At 68.6% G+C, this 18,791-nt stretch carries 13 protein-coding genes; 9 read left to right on the plus strand and 4 right to left on the minus strand.

Features of this window, described 5'->3' with window-relative positions; all coding sequences use genetic code 11:
• Positions 1-1,515, minus strand: coding sequence for a leucyl aminopeptidase family protein (locus E6C70_RS09460; protein ID WP_136424279.1), 1,515 nt, complete (start codon positions 1,513-1,515; stop codon positions 1-3).
• Complete coding sequence (locus tag E6C70_RS09465; protein ID WP_136424280.1) at positions 1,512-3,188, minus strand: MFS transporter; 1,677 nt, start codon at positions 3,186-3,188, stop codon at positions 1,512-1,514. The genes E6C70_RS09460 and E6C70_RS09465 overlap by 4 nt, the downstream gene beginning before the upstream one ends.
• 102 nt (positions 3,189-3,290) lie before the next feature.
• Here E6C70_RS09465 and E6C70_RS09470 point away from each other — a divergent pair, with 102 nt between their 5' ends.
• The 6 genes from E6C70_RS09470 (at position 3,291) to E6C70_RS09495 (ending at position 9,409) form a co-directional block, all read left to right on the plus strand.
• Positions 3,291-4,877 (plus strand): SLC13 family permease, encoded by a 1,587-nt coding sequence (locus tag E6C70_RS09470; protein ID WP_268895951.1) that lies wholly within the window; start codon positions 3,291-3,293, stop codon positions 4,875-4,877.
• A gap of 60 nt (positions 4,878-4,937) precedes the next feature.
• Positions 4,938-6,407, plus strand: coding sequence for a phosphatase PAP2 family protein (locus E6C70_RS09475; protein ID WP_207670085.1), 1,470 nt, complete (start codon positions 4,938-4,940; stop codon positions 6,405-6,407).
• A gap of 440 nt (positions 6,408-6,847) precedes the next feature.
• Positions 6,848-7,237 carry an ArsR/SmtB family transcription factor gene (locus E6C70_RS09480; protein WP_136424406.1) on the plus strand — a complete coding sequence of 130 codons (390 nt, stop codon included), beginning with the start codon at positions 6,848-6,850 and terminating at the stop codon, positions 7,235-7,237.
• The gene (locus E6C70_RS09485) at positions 7,234-7,713 is read left to right on the plus strand and encodes an SRPBCC family protein (RefSeq protein ID WP_136424281.1); all 480 of its coding nucleotides are present in this window, start codon (positions 7,234-7,236) and stop codon (positions 7,711-7,713) included. The genes E6C70_RS09480 and E6C70_RS09485 overlap by 4 nt, the downstream gene beginning before the upstream one ends.
• Before the next feature lie 328 nt (positions 7,714-8,041).
• Positions 8,042-8,482 (plus strand): VOC family protein, encoded by a 441-nt coding sequence (locus tag E6C70_RS09490; protein WP_136424282.1) that lies wholly within the window; start codon positions 8,042-8,044, stop codon positions 8,480-8,482.
• A gap of 42 nt (positions 8,483-8,524) precedes the next feature.
• Positions 8,525-9,409, plus strand: a complete 885-nt coding sequence (locus E6C70_RS09495; protein WP_136424283.1) for a PhzF family phenazine biosynthesis protein — start codon at positions 8,525-8,527, stop codon at positions 9,407-9,409.
• Between the two features lie 185 nt (positions 9,410-9,594).
• On the opposite strand, the gene E6C70_RS09500 is transcribed toward E6C70_RS09495, so the two are convergent.
• The gene (locus E6C70_RS09500) at positions 9,595-12,084 is read right to left on the minus strand and encodes a phosphoketolase family protein (RefSeq protein ID WP_136424284.1); all 2,490 of its coding nucleotides are present in this window, start codon (positions 12,082-12,084) and stop codon (positions 9,595-9,597) included.
• A gap of 191 nt (positions 12,085-12,275) precedes the next feature.
• On the opposite strand from E6C70_RS09500, the gene E6C70_RS09505 reads away from it, so the two are divergent.
• Positions 12,276-13,010: a DUF1353 domain-containing protein gene (locus tag E6C70_RS09505; RefSeq protein ID WP_168770904.1), complete on the plus strand. Its 735-nt coding sequence runs from the start codon at positions 12,276-12,278 to the stop codon at positions 13,008-13,010.
• A gap of 59 nt (positions 13,011-13,069) precedes the next feature.
• Positions 13,070-13,288, plus strand: a complete 219-nt coding sequence (locus E6C70_RS09510; protein ID WP_136424286.1) for a hypothetical protein — start codon at positions 13,070-13,072, stop codon at positions 13,286-13,288.
• A gap of 28 nt (positions 13,289-13,316) precedes the next feature.
• Here the strand turns inward: E6C70_RS09510 and E6C70_RS09515 are convergent, their stop codons facing one another.
• Positions 13,317-14,294: an EamA family transporter gene (locus E6C70_RS09515; protein ID WP_136424287.1), complete on the minus strand. Its 978-nt coding sequence runs from the start codon at positions 14,292-14,294 to the stop codon at positions 13,317-13,319.
• Positions 14,295-14,583: 289 nt separating this feature from the next.
• Between E6C70_RS09515 and E6C70_RS09520 the strand changes: the two genes are divergently transcribed.
• Positions 14,584-18,627, plus strand: a complete 4,044-nt coding sequence (locus E6C70_RS09520; protein ID WP_235833370.1) for an ExeM/NucH family extracellular endonuclease — start codon at positions 14,584-14,586, stop codon at positions 18,625-18,627.
• Positions 18,628-18,791 lie beyond the last annotated feature (164 nt).

An 18,791-nucleotide genomic window follows, 5' to 3' on the forward strand; every position in this document is an offset into this window, starting at 1 on the left:
CTAGGCGTCCGCCGCTGTCGCGGGCACCGTGAACGACTGCGCGAGCGCCAGCAGCAGGCGCGCGCCGTACCCGGTGGCACCGGCGGTGAGCCAGCGGTCGGGGGAATCCGCCTGCATCGTTCCGGCGATGTCGACATGCGCCCACGGGATGCCGGCAACGAACTCCTCGAGGAAGAGGGCTGCCGTGGTCGAGCCCGCGAACCGACCGCCGAGGTTGGAGATGTCGGCAACGTCGGAGTCGAGCTGCTTGCGATATGCACGCTCGAGGGGGAGCTGCCAGACCTGCTCGTCGGTCGTCTCGGACGCGCTCTTCACCTGGTCGAGGAGGGCCTGGTCGTTGCCGAACAGGGCGGCTCGCAGCTGGCCGAGGGCCATCAGGGCGGCACCGGTCAGGGTCGCGATGTCGACGATCGCGTCCGGCTTCTCCTCGGCCGCGAGCGCGAGCCCGTCCATCATGGCCAGCCGGCCCTCGGCATCCGTGTTCTTGACCTCGACCGTCTTACCGCCGCGCGCGGTGAGCACGTCGCCGAGCTTGTAGGCAGAGCCCGAGGGCATGTTGTCGGTACACATGAGCCACGCGGAGACGGATGCCGTAACGCCGGTGTCGCGCAGCGCCGTGAAGGCGCCGAGCACCGCTGCGGCACCACCCATGTCCATCTTCATCAGCAGATGCATCGGGTCCGACGGCTTGAGGCTGATGCCGCCGGAGTCGTACATGATGCCCTTCCCCACCATCGCTAGCGAGGGACCACCATCGCCCGCGTAGCGCAGCACGATCATGCGCGGCTCCTCGACGCTTCCGGCATTGACTCCGAGGAGGCCGCCGCACCCGAGCTCGATGAGCGCCTCCTTGTCGAAGGACTCGACCTCGAAGCCCAGGTCGGGGCCGAGCTCGACGGCGATGTCGGCCAGGTCGCTCGCGGTGAGGTGTCCGGGAGGGGTGTTGGCGAGGTCGCGGGTGATCACCGTCGCGCGAGCAGCCACGCGGGCGCGTTCCATGCCGGCCCCGGCTGCCGCACGATCCCCGACATCGAGGTCGAATGCCTCGAGGGCGGGGGACGATGACACCGTCTTGAGCGGCACGAACGCGTAGCGCGCGAGGATGACGCCCTCGGTGATGGCCTGAGCCGCGTGCTCGACGTCCCCGACGTCGAGCGTGACCCGCAGGCCGATGTGCGCTGCTCGTACCGCCGCCCGCGCGAAGCTGGCTCCCGCGTTGCGGAGCGCGGGCGCATCCGTCTCGTCGCCGGTTCCCACGAGCACGAGGAGGGGGCCGCTCGGTTGCGGCAGCACCAGGGTCTGGCCGACCGATCCCGCGAACCCTGCGCGGTCGAGGGCGGCGCGGTCGAGCGGAACGCCGGCGGGCAGGTCTCCGGATGCCGCGATCGTGATGCCGAGCGCGCCCGCCGACTCGTCGAGTTCGTCGAGCGCCGTGAGTCGGAGGCCGTCGACCCAGGCGCGGGAGGGGATGGCGGTGAAGTCCGCCGGGATGAGCTTCTCGGGGCTGCGGGTCATGCGCGTCCTCCTCGGGGGATGAGTTCGTCGTCAGCATCGGTGTCGTCGATCGCGTCGTTGTCGTCGGGTTCCAGCTTCTCGGGCAGCTCGTCGCGCAGGCGACCAGGCATCCGCGTCGCCGGCACGATCGCCAATACGGAAAGACCCGCGAGCACGAGCAGCGCGATCTGGAGGGCGTGCAGGCGCGCCTCCTCGTTGATGCGCACGGCCTTGTCGACCTGCGCCGGTGTTGCACTCGTCGCACTCAGCACGTCTTTCAGGTGGCTGTTGGTGATGAAGTTCGCGTTGTCGAAGTTGACCTCGGCGATGAGCTGCTCGGTGATGACCGGGCTGTCCTTGGCCGATCCGAGCAGCAGGGTGCCGAGAACCCCGATCGCGAACACCGAGATGACCGCGATGCCGACGCTGCCGGAGAGGTTGTGCACCAGGCCCCGCCAGGCTCCGACATCTCCCGCGAGTTCCTTGGGCGCCGAGGAGAGCAGAGTGTTGAACACCAGCGCGACGATGGAGCCCTGGCCGAGGCCCAGCAGGATGAGTCCGACGACGATGAAGAACTGGCCCCACTCGCCCCGGATGGTGAACGTCAACAGCGTGAGGGCCGCGGCGACCACGACGAAGCCGACGATCGCGATCTGCTTCGGCGCGAACCGCGAGTACAGCGTCGCGACGAACGTGGAGGCCAGGAAGATCGACAGGGTGTACGGGATGATCGAGAAGCTCGTCTCGATGCCGGTGAGGCCCTGCACCACCTGCATGTAGAGGGGGAGCAGGAAGTTCGCCGCCGTCCCCACGAACAGCATGATGGCCATGCATGCCACGATCGCCCGCTCGGACCCGGAACGCAGCACGCGCAGGTCGAAGATGCGCGGTCTCTTCTCGCGCTGGCGTCGCCGGATCCACATGAAGAAGATTTGTCCGCCGACGAGGCCGAGCAGGACCAGGATGGGCGCGGGCGAGACGCCGAGGATGTCGAACGGCGCGCCATCCGTCGCCAGGAGAACACCCCAGGGGGCCAGCCCGCTGAACCCGAAGCTCAACAGGATGATCGAGACCGCCGCGATGATGGCGCCCGTCCAGTCGATGGCCAGCGCCGACTGTGCGGCGACCTTCGTGAGCCGGAAGCTGAGCAGCAGGTTGATGACGGCGAGAGCGACGACCAGTGCGAAGGAGTAGCGCCATCCGATCGTCGTCGCGAACGTGCCGGCGATGAGGAGCGCCAGCACACCGGCGGCGGGAATCGCGGCCGCTAGCAGGCCGATGGCGGTCGCCTGCTGCTTGCCGGAGTAGTTCGTGGCGATGAACACGGTCAGGGCGGGTGCGATGAGGGCGATGACGGCACCGGATGCAGCCTGCGCCACGAACAGCATGCCCGGGCTGACCGCGAGCATCACCCCGGCCATCGCCACCCCGTGGATGACGAGCGCGATCTGGAACACTCTCCGCGTGCCGAACCGTGCGCCCACCTTGGCGCCGAGCAGGATGAACGCCGCCATCGCGAACGTGCCCGCGGTGATCGCCGTTCCGACCGAGGTGGCCGGAGTGTCGAGGTCGTGCGTGATGCCGGCCATCGACACCGTCAGCGCGTTGACCGCGAACGAGGCCTGGATCTGCGTCAGGACCACGACGATGAGGGGGAGCCATGACGTGCGTGGCGCGGCTGTGGGGGCGGACATCGCGACTCTCTCTCCGGGCGCGCGTGCGCCGAGTACCGTCAGTCTGGCCGAGCGGGGGGCGATTCTCCATACCCATTCGGGGGAGATCACTGGTCACGCGGCGTGCAGCTGGCTACGCTCGCCCCTGTGACCGACTCCGGCGTGACGCTTCTGATCCTGGCGCTCGCCGTGATCGCGTTCATCAGCGGCCGGGTTCCCACGGGAATCGTGGCCATCGGGGTCTCGCTCGCGCTGCTCGCCACGCGCATCATCGACCTCCCGCAGGCCTTCGCCGGGTTCGCCGATCCCGCCGTAATCCTCATCGCCGCACTCTTCGTCGTGGCCGAGGGGCTCGACTCCTCTGGTCTCACATCGTGGACGGGTCAGCAGCTGGTTCGACGAGGCGGCTCGCCGCGTGCGCTCACGGCATTGGTCATGCTGGTCGTCGGCATCCTCTCGGCCCTCATCAGTGTCAACGGCGCCGTCGCAGCGCTCCTGCCGGTGGTGGTCGTCATTGCCGCACGCAGCGCCATCACACCGTCGCGACTGCTGCTGCCGCTGGCCTTCGGGGCGCACAGCGGCGCGCTGCTCACGCTCACCGGAAGCCCCGTCAACGTGCTCGCCTCCGAGTTCGCCGCCGAAGCAGGTGGCGGTCCGTTCGGATTCTTCTCCTTCGCGGTCGCCGGCATCCCGCTCGTGATCGGATCGATCGTCATCGTCGTGTTCTTCGGCCACCGCCTCGTGCCCGAGCGCACGCCGGCCACCCTGCCACGCGACCTCAGCGCGCAGGCCGGTGTCCTGCTCCGCGACTATCCGAGCATCGAGGGCGGCGGCCGTCCCGTCATCGAGGCGGAGGACGGCGTCGCCGAGGTGATGGTGCCTCCCCGGTCGGCGTTCATCGACGAGCACGTGTTCCCCGGCATGCTCACCGACAGTGGCGACTTGGTGATCCTCGCTATCAAACGGGACGGAGAGGAGCTGGAAGGCGACGTGTCACTGCGCGCGGGAGACCTCCTCCTGCTGCGCGGACGGTGGGACGCGCTCGAGACCCGGCTGCCCGACCCGGCGGTGGTGGTGGTGGACGACCCCGATGCGGTCCGCCGGCAGGCCGCCCCGCTGGGATGGCGGGCCTGGACGGCTCTCGGCATCCTGGTCGCCATGGTGATCGCGCTGGCGACCGGAATCGTGCCGCCTGCCGTCGCCGGTCTCGTCGCCGCGGTCGCCATGGTCCTCTCCCGCGTCGTGCCGGTGGAGCGGGCCCACCGCTCCATCTCGTGGACCACCCTGCTGCTCGTAGCCGGGATGATCCCGCTGTCGACGGCGATCACGCAGACAGGCACCGCAGACCTCATCGCGCAGGGGCTGGTCGACCTGGTCGGCGGGCTCGGGCCGCTCGCCATCCTCGCCGCCCTGTGCGTGGTCGCACTCGTGTTCGGACAGCTGATCAGCAACACCGCCACAGCTCTCATCCTGCTGCCGATCGCCGTTTCCGTTGCGGGTGAACTCTCGCTCTCGCCTCTGCCGTTCATCATGGCCGTCGCGGTGGTCAGTGCGGCCGCCCTCCTCACGCCGGTCGCGACGCCCGCGAACCTGATGGTGCAGGCACCGTCCGGCCTTCGCTTCGGCGACTACTGGAAGCTCGGGCTTCCGCTGATGCTGTTCTACCTGGCGGTCGCCCTGGTCATCGTGCCGCTGGTCTGGCCGTTCTGATTCATCAGACGGTGGTGTGCGGTTCGCCCGCAGTACACGATGCGCTCGTAGCCTCGTCGGGTGACCCGTTCTCGGACTTCCTCGGCCTCATCCCGCGCGCGTCTCATCGGCGGCGTCGCTCTCGCGACCGTCATCCTGATGTCGGTGCCCATCGCAGCTGTCGCTGCTGCTCCCTACCCCAGCGATACGACGCGCCCCGACATCGTTCCCCTCCTCTCCGGCTATTCGAGCTACTGGACACCGAGCGGGCTCAATGACCTGCACGGAACGGTCGACGATGCCGCGACAGTCCAGCGTGACGACGCCCTCACCGTGTGGATCAACCAGCACGCCACGAGCGCGGAGAAGTTCCTCGCCATCCAGGACTCGGAGTACCAGAACGCCACATCGACGGCGTACGACCAGTCGTTGACGGTCTCAACCGGACTCGGTTCTCAGTTGAGCAGCCTCTACGTGAAGGGGCGCAACTCCGGTGCACTGCCGTTGACGAGCGCCCTCATCAACAGCTCGACGGGCAGCACGGGCGCCTACGTCTCGACGGGAGCAGCCAAGGCGGCCTACAGCCACCCCCGCCCCTACCTGCCGAGCGACCCCGCCGCGTCACCGGTCGCCGGAGATGCGGCCGGATGTGTGCCGGCCATCGCCAACGCCTCGTCGCAGCAGGCCATCCGGGTGGGCACCTCGTGGGCCGATGCGCAGGGAAACCTGCTCATCACCCGCGTCGCACCCGTCGTCGACACGACGCACCAGTTCTCACCGAACGACGTGAGCCTCGACGCCGGATACGCGTCGGCCGGCATCTGCCTCGGCGGGTCGTTCCCGAGCGGTCACACGACAACCGCCTACGAGGCGGGCATCACCCTCGCCACGCTGCTCCCCGAGTTGGCGCCCGAGATCTTGGCGCGCGCCTCCGAGGCCGGAAACAGTCGCATCGTCCTGGGCGTGCACTATCCGCTCGACATCATGGGCGGCCGCATCGACGGCGAGGCCGCGCTGGCCGCACGCTGGTCAGACGCGCAATTCCGCGACGAGGTGCTCCAGCCCGCTCGTGCCGAACTGCTCGCCTACTTCCAGAAGACCACCGGTCACGACCTCGACTGGGCGATCGCACACCAGAAGCCGTATACGTCCAACCCGTACGAAGGCCAGAAGATGCCCGGCGGAAGCGCCCAGATCGTCTCGGGTCGCCAGAGCGCAGTCGCGGTGTACAGCGAGCGGATGACCTACGGGTTCGCGCAGACGGGCAACAAGGGCGCTCCCGCGTCGGTTCCTGATGGCGCCTCGAACCTGCTCCTGACGACCTTCCCCCGGCTCACCGAAGCGCAGCGCACCAGCGTCCTGGCCCAGACGGAGATCGCATCGGGCTACCCGCTCGACCGGTCGGGCACCAGCGCCGGCTCGTGGGAGCGGCTCAACCTCGCGAAGGCGATGAGCGCGACCGTCCTGGTGACTCCGGCCGGGTCGGCCTACGTGCTCCTCACCGGCGGCAAGGCTCGCGTGATCGACCTGGGTTCGCTCTTCCACCATTGACTGAGTTCTTCACGAAGGATCGTCGCGCTGAGGTTCCCGCGCGACGATCCTTCGCACGCCGGCGCGCGCCAGCATGAGGACGATGACGAGACGTCACCTGCAGAAGTTGCCGAGGTGCACGTCGCCGGAAGATCAGCGCGCGGTCGCCTCCAGCACCAGGATCGTGCTGCGGGAAGCACGAGCCGGAGGGGGGGCCGCGCCGCACAGGACACGCCGCCACGGCTTACCCTCCCGAATGCCGCGCAGAAGCGTCGACCTGACCTGGACGACGAGCGAGACGGCGTAGACGAACGCATCCACGACGTCGAGCGCCCGCAGACGTGGCCTGGTACGGCTGTTCTCCGTCGTCCCGCCACTGTGGCAGCGGATCCACCCTTGCCGCCGAAGCCGATGCGAGCTATGGTATTCAATGTAGACATTGAACAAGCGATCGGTTGAGTATGAATGATGAGACGGATGACGACGAACTGCTCGACCGTGCGTTCATGGCGCTGTCGGACCCGATCCGTCGTCGTATCGTCGCCCGTCTCAGCCGTGACGCGGCGACGGTGAACGAACTCGCCGAGCCGTTCACCATCAGCCTGCAGGCCGTCTCCAAGCACATCCAAGTGCTCGAGCAGGCGGGTCTCGTCACCCGCACGCGCGACGCGCAACGCCGGCCCGTGCACCTTGACGCTGCCGGGCTGGAACGGATGACCAGTTGGATCGATCGCTACCGTCTCGTTCGCGAACAGCGGTACCGCACGCTCGACGCCCTCCTCGGCGCCGGCGCATCACCCGGGCTGGAGCATCCGGCCGCATCAGAATCGGAAGAAGAGGTAGAGAAATGAGCACCACCACCAACGCCCTCACCGTCACCGCGCCGGAGGGAGCCCAGTACGTCGAGTTCGTGCGCGAATTCGACCACCCCGTCGCAGCGGTCTTCGCGGCGCACGGGGACCCCGAGCTCATCAAGCACTGGCTCGGCCCGCGCGGCCTCGAGATGGAGGTCGAGGAGTACGACTTCACCACCGGAGGCTCGTACAGCTACGTCCACTCGCGCGGCGACGAGCATTACCGCTTCCGCGGCGTGTTCCACGTGGTGCGTGAGAACGAGTTCGCCGTGCAGACCTTCGAGTTCGAGGGCTTTCCCGACGTGGTCTCGATCGAAACGATCCGCTTCGAGGATCTCGGCGACGGTCGCACCCGGCTCAGTGGGCACGCCACCTATCCGACGCTGGAAGCCCGCGACGGCATGGTTCAGTCGGGCATGGAGACGGGCATGAGTGAGGGGTACGACCGGCTCGAGGAGCTGCTCGCCCGCTGAGTTGTGGTGCGAGGGTCTCGATACGCGGAGCCGCTGGCGCGTCTGCGCTACTCGACCGGCAGCAGTGCTGGTTGAGTAGCCCGTGACGAAGGAGCAGGCGTATCGAAACCCGGTCGCAGGTGCGAGGGTCTCGATACGCGGAGCCGCTACGCGTCTGCGCTACTCGACCGGCGCTGTTGCTGGTTGAGTAGGCCGTGACGAAGGAGCGGGCGTATCGAAACCCGCGGTCGCGCGTGCGAGGGTCTCGATACGCGGAGCCGCTGCGCGTCTGCGCTACTCGACCGGCAATGAACAAGAGCCAGCAGTGAACAAGACAAGGAGCAACACCATGGACTGGACCCTCGAGGTCGTCATCGTCCCCGTCAGCGATCTGGCGGCATCCATCGCGTTCTACCGCGACCAGGTCGGCTTCGCCCTCGACCACGACACGACCAACGAGCACATGCACGTCGTTCAGTTCACGCCGCACGGCTCGGGATGCTCGATCGTCATCGGCACCATGCCATCGCAGAACGAGATGGCGCCGGGATCGCTCAAGGGAGTTCAGCTGGTGGTCGCGGATGCCGCCGCCGCCCGCGAGGAGCTCGTGGGCCGGGGAGTGGAATGCTCCGAGCTGATGGCGTTCGACGAACGCGACGGCGGAACGTTCTTCGGCTTCTCGGACCCCGACGGCAACTCGTGGGCCGTGCAGCAGATCCGCGCTCGCGCCCACACGCCCCTGATTCCGTTGGAGGCCCGCGGTCGCTTCGGCGAAGGCGTCGAGCTGTAGCCGCACCTTGAGGATGTCGGTGCGGTGGGCGACCATCGAAGGGTGACCCCCGACATCCTCCGTTACGCCGCCTTCACCGCTGACCCCGACGGAGGAAACCCCGCCGGGGTAGTCCTCGATGCGACACATCTCGACGACGAGCAGATGCAGCGCATCGCCGCCGAGGTCGACTTCTCCGAGACTGCCTTCGTGACGGGCGAGCGGGACGGAGCGCGAATCGTGCGGTACTTCTCGCCGATTTCAGAGGTGCCTTTCTGCGGTCATGCCACGATCGCCGCCGCGGTCGCACTCGCCGAGCGGGAAGGGTCCGGAGAGAAGCGTTTCGCGACGCGTGTCGGTGAGATCCGCATCACCACGGTGACGGATGCCGACGGCGCCTTCACCGCGTCGTTCACGAGCGTCGAGCCCGCCGTCGCCGACTTCCCGCCCGGCGTGCTCGACCAGCTGTTGACGGCGCTCGGGCTCACGACCGCCCAGCTCGACGATCGCCCACCGAAGGTCGCCTTCGCAGGCAACTGGCATCCGGTGCTCGCGATAACGGATGCGGAGGACTTCGACGGCTTCACCTTCGACCCCGCCGTCATCCGCCGCATGATGGACGACAACGGCTGGTCGGGAACCGTCACGGTCGTGCGCGCGCTCGACAGCGGGTCTGACTCCGACGACAGCGGTCCCGATCGAGGGCGCTTCAGCCTGTTCGAGACGCGCAACCTCTTTCCCGTCGGTCGCATCACGGAGGACCCGGCGACAGGATCCGCGGGGGCGTCGCTCGGCGGCTACCTGCGTGAGCTCGCACTCGTCGAGCCACCAGCACGCGTGCTCATCCGGCAGGGAAGGCATGTCGACCGGCCGAGCGAGTTGACCGTCGACGTGCCGGCATCCGGTGGTGTGACCGTGAGTGGACGAGCTGTTCCGATGGCCGGTTGAGGGTCGTCGCGAGAAATCCTCCAATCCACCCGAACGGGGGCTCCGAAGTACTCAATAGCGTCGGGCCAAGGCCCTCGACGCCCGAGTCATCCGGTGGCCATGATTGAGGGATCCGGCCAACCCCGAGCGGATGACTGAAAGGGCCCCGCACCTCCTGCGGGGCCCTTTCGATCGTTCGGCCCGGATCAGCCGTGGAACTCCCAGTCGGTGATCCAGTCGGGGTCTTCGCCATAGCGGTAAGCGTGCTCCCGGGCATCCTCCCGCGCGCGCCTCCATTCCTCGGCGAGTTCCGGCATCCCCTCCGCCGATGCCAGGCCGGGAACGCGGTGCAGCACGTCGAGGGCCAGCCGGTAGCGATCCAGGTCGTTCAGGTGCACCATGTCGAACGGCGTCGTGGTCGTGCCCATCTCCTTGAACCCGCGCACGTGGATGTTGCCGTGGTTGGTTCGCCGGTAGGTCAGCTGGTGGATCAGTGCCGGATATCCGTGGAAAGCGAACACGACGGGCCGATCTGTCGTGAACACCGCGTCGAACGCGTCAGAGGTCAGCCCGTGCGGGTGTTCCTTGGCGTCCTGCAGGCGCATGAGGTCGACGACGTTGACGAAGCGGATGCGCAAGCCGGGGATGCGCTCCCGCAGCAGTTGCGCTGCGGCCATCGCCTCCAGGGTCGGCACATCGCCTGCGGCTGCGATGACGACGTCGGGATCGAGGCCTGGATCGTCCTCGCTGCCGGCCCATTCCCAGATGCCGAGGCCCGCCTCGCCGTGACGCCGTGCCTCCTCGATGCTCAGCCACTGCGGCTGCGGCTGCTTGCCGGCCACCACGACGTTGACGTGGTCGACGGTCTGGAAGCAGTGCTCCATCGTGACGAGCAGGGTGTTGGCGTCCGGCGGAAGGTAGACGCGCACGACCGCCGCCTTCTTGTTGACCACGATGTTGAGAAATCCCGGGTCCTGGTGCGAGAAGCCGTTGTGGTCCTGACGCCACACGTGCGAGGAGAGCAGGTAGGTGAGCGAGGAGATCGGCCCTCGCCACGGCACGTGGGACGCGGACTCGATCCACTTGGCGAACTGGTTGAACATCGAGTCGACGATGTGCACGAAGGCCTCGTAGGACGTGATGAGTCCGTGCCTGCCCGTGAGCAGGTAACCCTCGAGCATGCCCTGCATGAGGTGCTCGCTGAGCGCTTCGACGACACGGCCGTTCCTGCCGAGGTGCACATCGCCGTCCACGAGCGATTCCGCCCACACGCGGGGAGTGACCTCGAACACCGCGTCGAGCCGGTTGGACGCGACCTCGTCGGGGCCGAACAGGCGGAAGTCGTCGGGATTGGCGATCATGACGTCGCGCAGCCATCGGCCGAACACCCGCGTGGATTCGCCCTCGACCCAGCGCGAGTCCGGCACATCGACCGCCTGGTCCTCGATGGGCGGCAGGACGAGTGCCGAACGTACGCCGTCGTTCGCGTGCGTGCTCGCGCTCATCCGCGTCCGAGCCGGCGGTTGGAGCGCCGCGAGCGACTCGACGGGTCTGCCCTCGTCGTCGAAGAGTTCCTCGGCGTGATAGCTGCGCAGCCAGGTATCGAGCAGGGCGAGGTGCTCGGGGTTGTCGCGGACCTCCGCGAGAGGAACCTGGTGAGCGCGGAAGGTGCCCTCGACCGGCACCCCGTCGACGAAGCGCGGGCCGGTCCATCCCTTGGGCGTGCGCAGGACGATGAGCGGCCACGTCGGATCGGCGTCGGCACTCGGGTCCGAGCCTGCTCCACCCGCCGTCACGTCCGGGGTCTGCGGCGCCGCGGCATCCGTCGGCAGGTCGCTCGCGCGGGCAGCGCGCTGGATCTCCGCGATCCGGTCGTAGGCCTCGCCGACGGCCGCGGCCATGCGCTCGTGCACGCGCATCGGATCCTCCCCGTCGAACCCGCCGGTGACGAGCAGCGGCTCGTAGCCCTGTCCCCGGAAGAACTGAACCAGCTCCTCCTCGGGGATGCGGGCGAGCAGCGTCGGGCCGGCGATCTTGTAGCCGTTGAGGTTGAGGATGGGCAGCACGGCGCCATCCGTCGCCGGGTCGAGGAAGGCGTGCCCGCGCCAGCTCGCCGCGAGCGGCCCCGTCTCGGCCTCGCCATCGCCGATGACGCAGGCGACCACGAGGTGGGGGTTGTCGAACGCCGCCCCGAAGGCGTGCATGAGTGAGTAACCGAGCTCGCCGCCCTCGTTGATCGAGCCGGGCGTCTCGGGCGCGGCGTGCGAGGGAATGCCCCCGGGAAAGGAGAACTGCCGGAACAGGCGCTGCATGCCGGCTCCGTCGCGCGTGATGTCGGGGAACAGCTCCGAGTAGGTGCCCTCGAGCCACGTGTTGGCGACCATCGCCGGGCCGCCGTGACCCGGGCCGCAGACGTAGAGGGTGGGCGTGCCGCGCTCGACGATCACCTTGTTGAGGTGAGCGTAGATGAGACTGAGCGCCGGCGAGGTGCCCCAGTGGCCGAGCAGCCGCGGCTTGATCTGATCGGCCGCGAGCGGGCGTGCGAGCAGCGGGTTGTCGAGCAGGTAGATCTGGCCGACGGTGAGGTAGTTGGCTGCGCGCCACCAGGCATCGACCGTGTCGAGGCCGACGGATGTCGCGGGTGCGGCGTCCTGAGGCGTGGTGTGCGATGCCGAAGCATCCGGGGAAGCTGACATGAGGTACCTCCGGCGCGATCGTGGGTCCTCTTGGAGCCTACGGATGGCGCCCCCGTCGTGGGAAGGGCTGGCGACCGTCGAGCTGGCGACCGCCGAGCATGGTGGTCAGCGCGCCTCGGGGGGATGGATCGCGCGTTCGAGGCAGGATGGAGCCACGCCCGGTCGCAGCGGGACGCGAAGCGAGGAGTGCGATGCCGTACACGAATGCCGACGGAGAGCCGCTGGCGAGCATCGAGTTGGCGCAGGTCCCACCCGACGACTACCGGTTCCAACTGCGCTCGGCGATCCACTACCGGGAGCCCGGGGGCACCGTCGAGTACACGGCGCCCGCGCACACGCCGAGCGATCATCCCCAGGACGGTCAGCGGACCGACCTGGCCTCCGTTCCGCAGTTCCTCTGGAGTTTCGTCGCCTCCTACGGCCGGCAGTCGGCTGCGGCGATCGTGCACGACGCCCGGTCGGATGCCGCCGACCTGCTGGGCGACCCCGCTGCGGCGCTCGGGCAGCGTCGCACCGACGACCGCGTCTTCCGCGTCGGGCTGCGGGAACAGCGCGTTCCGTTGGTGCGCGCATGGCTGATGTGGTCGTGGGTGTCGGTCGGGCGCTACGTCGCCTTCAAGCCGTGGGTCGCCGTGCTGATGATCGCGCAGGCCGTGGTGGCGCTCGCGGTGGTGGTGCTGGCATCCGTTCTGGCGTTCTCGAATCCGCTCTGGCTGCTGCTGCTGTTGGTTCCGGCGGCGCTGGCGCTGCCGTGGGGGCGCGACGCCGGACTCATGCTCGTGCTCAGCTACGGCGGCGCCTTCACGGCTCCGCTCATCGCGCTGCACCTGCTCTCGCTGCTGCCGTTCCGGCTCGTGGAGTTCGTCGGAGAGCTCGTGACGGGGGGCGAGCCGACCAAGGTCTTCCGGCCGACCGTCCGCGGTTGAGTGCCATAACGCGCATGCGGGCGCGCGGGCGCGGTTCCGGCAGAAACCATAATGGGCACATGACGCAAACCCCCGAGCCCCGTCCGAGCGGCCGCGCTGGCCGCAAGCACATGAGCGCGCCGGTCGCCTGGGTGCTCGGCATCATCGTCGGCGCGCTGCTCGGGGTGGCGCTCGGCTACACGCTGAGCAGTGTCATCGCGGGGGTGCTCATCGGCATCGTGATCGCGGTCGGATTCGGGCTGCTGTTCTCCCCACCGCGCGTCCAGCGCGGTCGCTGACGAGCCGCGCCGGCGTTCACGACCGCCCTCAGGCCACCGCCAGCATCCCCGCGGCGGTGAGCGCTAGCACGAGTCCGACCCACTGGACCGGAGCTATCCGTTCGCGCAGCACGATCGCGGCCAGCAGGATCGTGCCGGCCGGGTAGAGCGCCGTCAGCACGCTCATGACGCTGAGATCGCCGACACGGATGCCGAACAGCAGCAGCGTGTTGGCCACCGCGTCGACGACGCCGCAGGCGATGGCGAAACGGATGCCGGCACGCACCACCGCCCGGCGGTCGGCGACGGCCACGACGACGGTGCCGCCATCCGCCTCGCCGCCGACGTCCGCCACGCTCGCGCCCGCATCCGCCCCGCTCGCGCCGGCATCCGCCCCGCCCCCGCCGGTCTCCTGCCCACCCCTCGGCCGCCGCCCGACAACCCACAGGACGCCGAGGGTGACCAGCATGATGGAGCCGTTGACGGCCCGGTTCATCACGAGCGGTGCGAGCCCGCTGTCGTCGGGCGACAGGTCGATGAGAACGAGGAAGATGCCGATGGCGGCGCCGGATCCGATCGCCATGAGGATGCCGCGGAGGCTCGGCCGCACCGCACCCTTCTCGGGAACGAAGCCCACCAGCACGACAGCGACGAGGGCGATGCCGAGAGCCCAGTATCCGAGCGATCCGAGGCGCTCGCCGCCGATCAGGGCCACGGCGAGCGGAACGACGGCCGAGACGACAGCGGTGAGCGGGGAGAGGATGCTCATCGGCCCGATCGCGAGGCACGCATAGAGCAGCGAGATAGCCACCGCGCCGCTGACGCCCGAGAGTCCTCCCCAAAGCACCGCGCCGGACGAGAACTCACCGCCGATGACGGGGAGCGCGACCAGCAGCAGCACGAGACCGGTGAGAGCCGCCACGGCGGTGGCGACGAGCGGGCTCACCCGCTTGGACGCGAGGCCACCGAGGAAGTCGGCGGAACCGAAGATGAGGGCGCCGGTCACCCCGAGAATCGCTGTGAGCATCGCGGTACAGCCTAGGGCTGAGTGCGGATGTGCGAGATCGGATGGTCCCTCGGCGCGGGTGAGCAACGGCCGGTGCCCGGCAACTTAAGAGCACATGACGAACAGGTTTCGCCTCTTGGCAGTGTCAGGGGCAACTCATAGGCTGCCACCTGACCCCTCATCGGGTGCTACCCCTTCGGGGTCGGGCGCCGAGGCGTCGTTGTTCGCGGCCAGTGGCAGTTCGAGCGCCGGTCGCGCCTGCATTCTGCATGTCCGTCACGAGCGCCGTCACCGCGAGGAGAGCAACAGCATGAGTCAGCGATCGGGCATTCAGGCCCCGTCAGAGTCCGTCTTCCGAGGTGCACGTCGTGCCGCCGTCGCGGTTGCAGCTGCCGGCGCGCTCGCCCTCGGAGCGTTCACCGCAACTCCCGCGTTCGCGGCGACGCTCACGATCGCCGAGGTTCAGGGAACGGGCAGCGCGAGCCCCTACGCGGGTGCACCAGACGCCGTCACGGTCGACGGCATCGTCACGGCCGACGAGCGCACGGGCGGCTACAACGGCGTCTACATTCAGACCGCCGGAAGCGGCGGGGAGACGGATGCCACGCCCGGCGCATCCGACGGCATCTTCGTGTTCCTCGGCAGCCAGAAGCCGAGCCTCGCCATCGGCGACGCCGTGAGCGTCACGGGCAAGGTGAGCGAGTACTTCGGACTCACCCAGATCAGCGCCTCGACGGCCGGCGCGCTCACGGTCACGCAGCCCGGAGCCGGACTTCCGGCGGTCACACCGCTGCCCGACTCGGTACGCGGCGCGGACCGCGAGGCCTACGAGGGCATGTTGGTCGCACCGACCGGCACGTACCGGCTCTCCTCCAGCCACCAGCTCTACAACTTCGGAACGTTATGGCTATCGGCGGGAGCCGACCAGCTCGTGACCGCGACCGAGCAGGCAACACCCGGGGCGGATGCGCAAGCCATCGCCGCCGCGAACCGCGCCGACCGCGTCCTCCTCGACGACGGATGGAACTCCCAGGTCACGAGCGCCGCGCACCTCGGCGACCAGCCGTACTTCACGACCGACACCGTCGTGCGGAACGGCGACGTTGTCGACTTCCCGGTCAAGCCGTACGTGCTGAGCTACGGCTTCGACGACTGGCGCCTGCAGCCGCAGATCCCCATCACGGATGCCAGCAGCGCCGACTACAAGCCGACCTTCGAGCAGACGAACCCCCGCCCGGCTGCGCCGCCGGAGGTGGGCGGCGACATCCGACTGGCCTCCTTCAACGTCTACAACTACTTCACGACCCTCACGAGCGAGAACTCCAACGCGCGCGGCGCGGCCACGGCCGAGCAGTTCGCCAAGCAGCAGGCCAAGATCGTCGCGGCCATCAACGGCCTCGACGCCGACGTCGTCTCGCTCGAGGAGATCGAGAACTCGGTCAAGCTCGGCGAGCCCGAGGACGAGGCGCTCGGTGAACTCGTCGACGCGCTCAACGCCGCCGCCGGATCCGACGTCTGGGCGTTCGTGCCGACGCCCGACGCCCTGAACGACGCGTCGATCACCGACTACATCACGACCGCGCTCATCTACAAGCCGGCATCCGTCACCCGCGTGGGCGACAGCAAGACCGTGCCGATCGACGAGACCGTGTGGGGCAACGCCCGCGAGCCCATCGCGCAGACCTTCTCCTTCCAGGGCAAGACCATCACGGTCGCCGCCAACCACCTCAAGTCCAAGACGCCGCCGAGCGGTGCGACGGGGGAGCCGGCCGACGGCCAGGGCTACTTCAACGCCGACCGCGTCAAGCAGGCGCAGGCGACGCTCGCCTGGACCGAACAGCTCCGTGCCGAGGCGCACAGCGATGACGTGTTCCTCATCGGCGACTTCAACGCGTACGCGAAGGAGGACCCGATCCAGGTGTTCGTCCAGGCCGGGTGGACCGACCTCGTGCCGACCAAGGCGGCCGGTCAGTACACCTACTCCTTCAACGGCGAGCTCGGCTCGCTCGACCACGTGCTCGCGAGCCCGTCGGTCGCGCCCACCGTCACAGGAGTCGGCGTCTGGAACATCAACTCGCCTGAGTGGAGCGACCGCGGCTACGCCTTCGGTGCGACGGATGGAACCTCTCCCTACCGCTCCAGCGACCACGACCCGATCGTCGTCGGTGTCTCGAACGCCGTCGCCCCGGTCGACATCGACCTCGTGACCGTGAACGACTTCCACGGACGCATCGAGAACGAGTCGGGATCGGCCGCCGCCGGCATCGCCGCGCTCTCGACGGCGGTCAAGCAGGTGCGCGCGTCGAACCCGAACACGGTGTTCGCCGCTGCAGGCGACATGATCGGCGCTTCGACGTTCACGTCCTTCATCCAGCAGGACAAGCCGACCATCGACGCGCTCAACGCCGCCGGCCTCGACGTCAGCTCGGTCGGCAACCACGAGTTCGACAAGGGCTGGGCCGACCTCCGCGACCGGGTCATCCCGGCCGCGTCGTGGGACTACCTCGGCGCCAACGTGTTCCTCAAGAACGGACAGCGCGCACTCCCGGCGTACTCGACGGAGACCTTCAACGGCGTCACCGTCGGCTTCATCGGAGCCGTCACCAACGAGCTGCCCTCGCTGGTGAGCCCGGCCGGCATCGCGGATCTCGACATCCGCGACGTCACCGCATCCGTCAACGAGGTCGCCGCTGAGCTGAAGGATGGCGATCCGTCCAACGGCGAGGCGGATGTGCTCGTGCTCCTCGTGCACGAAGGCGCGGCGACGACCGACATCTCGTCGGCGACCGACCCGAACAGTCCGTTCGGCAAGATCGTCAACGGCGTGGTGCCGTCGGTGAACGCGATCGTCTCCGGCCACACCCACCTGGCGTACAACCACGTGATCAACGGGCGACCGGTCATCTCCTCCGGCCAGTACGGCGAGAAGTTCAGCGTCATGGACATCCAGGTGAACCCGCAGACGAAGCAGCTGCTCTCGGCGGCCAACCAGACCTTCGACTTGAAGACCAAGGTCGTCAACGGCAGCACGACCACCTACACGCCCAACTACGCCGACGACCCGGCCGTGGCGCCGATCGTCGCGGATGCCGTGGCTAAGGCGAACGTGCTCGGCGCCGTGAAGCTCGGCGACATCACCGCCGACTTCAACCGGGCGAAGCAGTCCAACGGCTCTGAGAACCGCGGAGGGGAGTCGACGCTCGGCAACTTCGTCGCCGACGTGCAGCTGTGGAGCGCTCAGCGCGACGCGGCCGACATCCAGGTGGCCCTGATGAACCCGGGCGGACTGCGTGCCGACCTCACGTTCGCCTCGACCGGGCCGAACGATCCCGACGGCAACCTCACCTATAAGGAGGCGGCGGTCGTCCAGCCCTTCGCCAACACCCTCGTGACGGAGACGCTCACGGGCGCCCAGCTCAAGCAGGTGCTCGAGCAGCAGTGGCAGCCGGCCACCGCCGCCCGGCCGTTCCTCAAGCTCGGCGTCTCGAAGGGGCTGACCTACACCGAGGACCCGACGGCCCCTGCCGGATCGCACATCACCCACCTGATGCTGGGCGGCGTGCCGGTGACGGATGGCCAGTCGATCCGGGTGGTCGTCAACTCGTTCCTCGCGTCCGGTGGAGACAACTTCACCACCTTGGCGCAGGGCGCGAACAAGGCGGACTCCGGCAAGGTCGACCTCTCGTCGATGGTCGACTACATGGCGGCGAACTCTCCGGCATCGCCCGACTACGCCCAGCGCGCCGTGGGGCTGAAGCTGACCGCTCCGGCCTCCGGAACCGCGTACGCAGCGGTAGAATCCGTGACGGCCGATCTGTCGTCGCTCGCCTTCAGCGCGGGGGAGCCCGCTGCGACGGAGGTGCAACTCTCCATCGGCGGGACGGTGGTGGGCACCGCGCCCATCGATCCGACGATCGTCGACACGACGGATGAGGTGGGTCGTGCATCCGTCACCTTCACGGTGCCGGCCGGGGTGTCGGGCGCGCAGCAGCTGACGATCGCGGTGCCGTCGACCGGGACATCGATCTCGGTGCCGATCGCGATCACACAGCCGGTTCCGGCCGTGGCGTCGACCACCGTCGGGTACGCCAGCACCGTGCTCGCCAGCCACAACACGTCGGTGAAGTACACCGTCATCGTCGTTGCGCGGGGCACCGAACCGACCGGCGAGGTGTCGATCTTCGACGGCTCGAAGAAGATCGCCAGCGTGACGCTCAACGCGGGAGACAAGGGCCGGGCGACGGTCACGCTGCCGAAGCTGAAGGCCGGCGTCCACCTGATCCGGTCGTCGTACGCGGGCTCCGACACGGTGAAGCCGTCGACGAGCCTCCCGTTCCCGGTCATCCTCTGGTGACCCCATCACTGATCGAGTAGCCCGCGAGCGCAGCGAGCAGGCGAATCGAGGCCGGCCACTTCGCACGTGCGAGGGTCTCGATACGCGGAGCCGCTGCGCGTCTGCGCTACTCGACCGGCGGCGTTGCTCGTCGAGTAGCCCGCGAGCGCAGCGAGCAGGCGTAT

The sequence above is a fragment of the Orlajensenia flava genome (genome assembly GCF_004801905.1).
Lineage (GTDB): Bacteria > Actinomycetota > Actinomycetes > Actinomycetales > Microbacteriaceae > Orlajensenia > Orlajensenia flava.

Excerpts from the sequence above, each read along its gene's own strand:
- E6C70_RS09460 (WP_136424279.1), bottom strand. The coding sequence starts at position 1,515 with ATGACCCGCAGCCCCGAGAAGCTCATCCCGGCGGACTTCACCGCCATC.
- E6C70_RS09465 (WP_136424280.1), bottom strand. The coding sequence starts at position 3,188 with ATGTCCGCCCCCACAGCCGCGCCACGCACGTCATGGCTCCCCCTCATC.
- E6C70_RS09480 (WP_136424406.1), top strand. The coding sequence starts at position 6,848 with ATGAATGATGAGACGGATGACGACGAACTGCTCGACCGTGCGTTCATG.
- E6C70_RS09485 (WP_136424281.1), top strand. The coding sequence starts at position 7,234 with ATGAGCACCACCACCAACGCCCTCACCGTCACCGCGCCGGAGGGAGCC.
- E6C70_RS09490 (WP_136424282.1), top strand. The coding sequence starts at position 8,042 with ATGGACTGGACCCTCGAGGTCGTCATCGTCCCCGTCAGCGATCTGGCG.
- E6C70_RS09500 (WP_136424284.1), bottom strand. The coding sequence starts at position 12,084 with ATGTCAGCTTCCCCGGATGCTTCGGCATCGCACACCACGCCTCAGGAC.
- E6C70_RS09505 (WP_168770904.1), top strand. The coding sequence starts at position 12,276 with ATGCCGTACACGAATGCCGACGGAGAGCCGCTGGCGAGCATCGAGTTG.
- E6C70_RS09510 (WP_136424286.1), top strand. The coding sequence starts at position 13,070 with ATGACGCAAACCCCCGAGCCCCGTCCGAGCGGCCGCGCTGGCCGCAAG.
- E6C70_RS09515 (WP_136424287.1), bottom strand. The coding sequence starts at position 14,294 with ATGCTCACAGCGATTCTCGGGGTGACCGGCGCCCTCATCTTCGGTTCC.
- E6C70_RS09520 (WP_235833370.1), top strand. The coding sequence starts at position 14,584 with ATGAGTCAGCGATCGGGCATTCAGGCCCCGTCAGAGTCCGTCTTCCGA.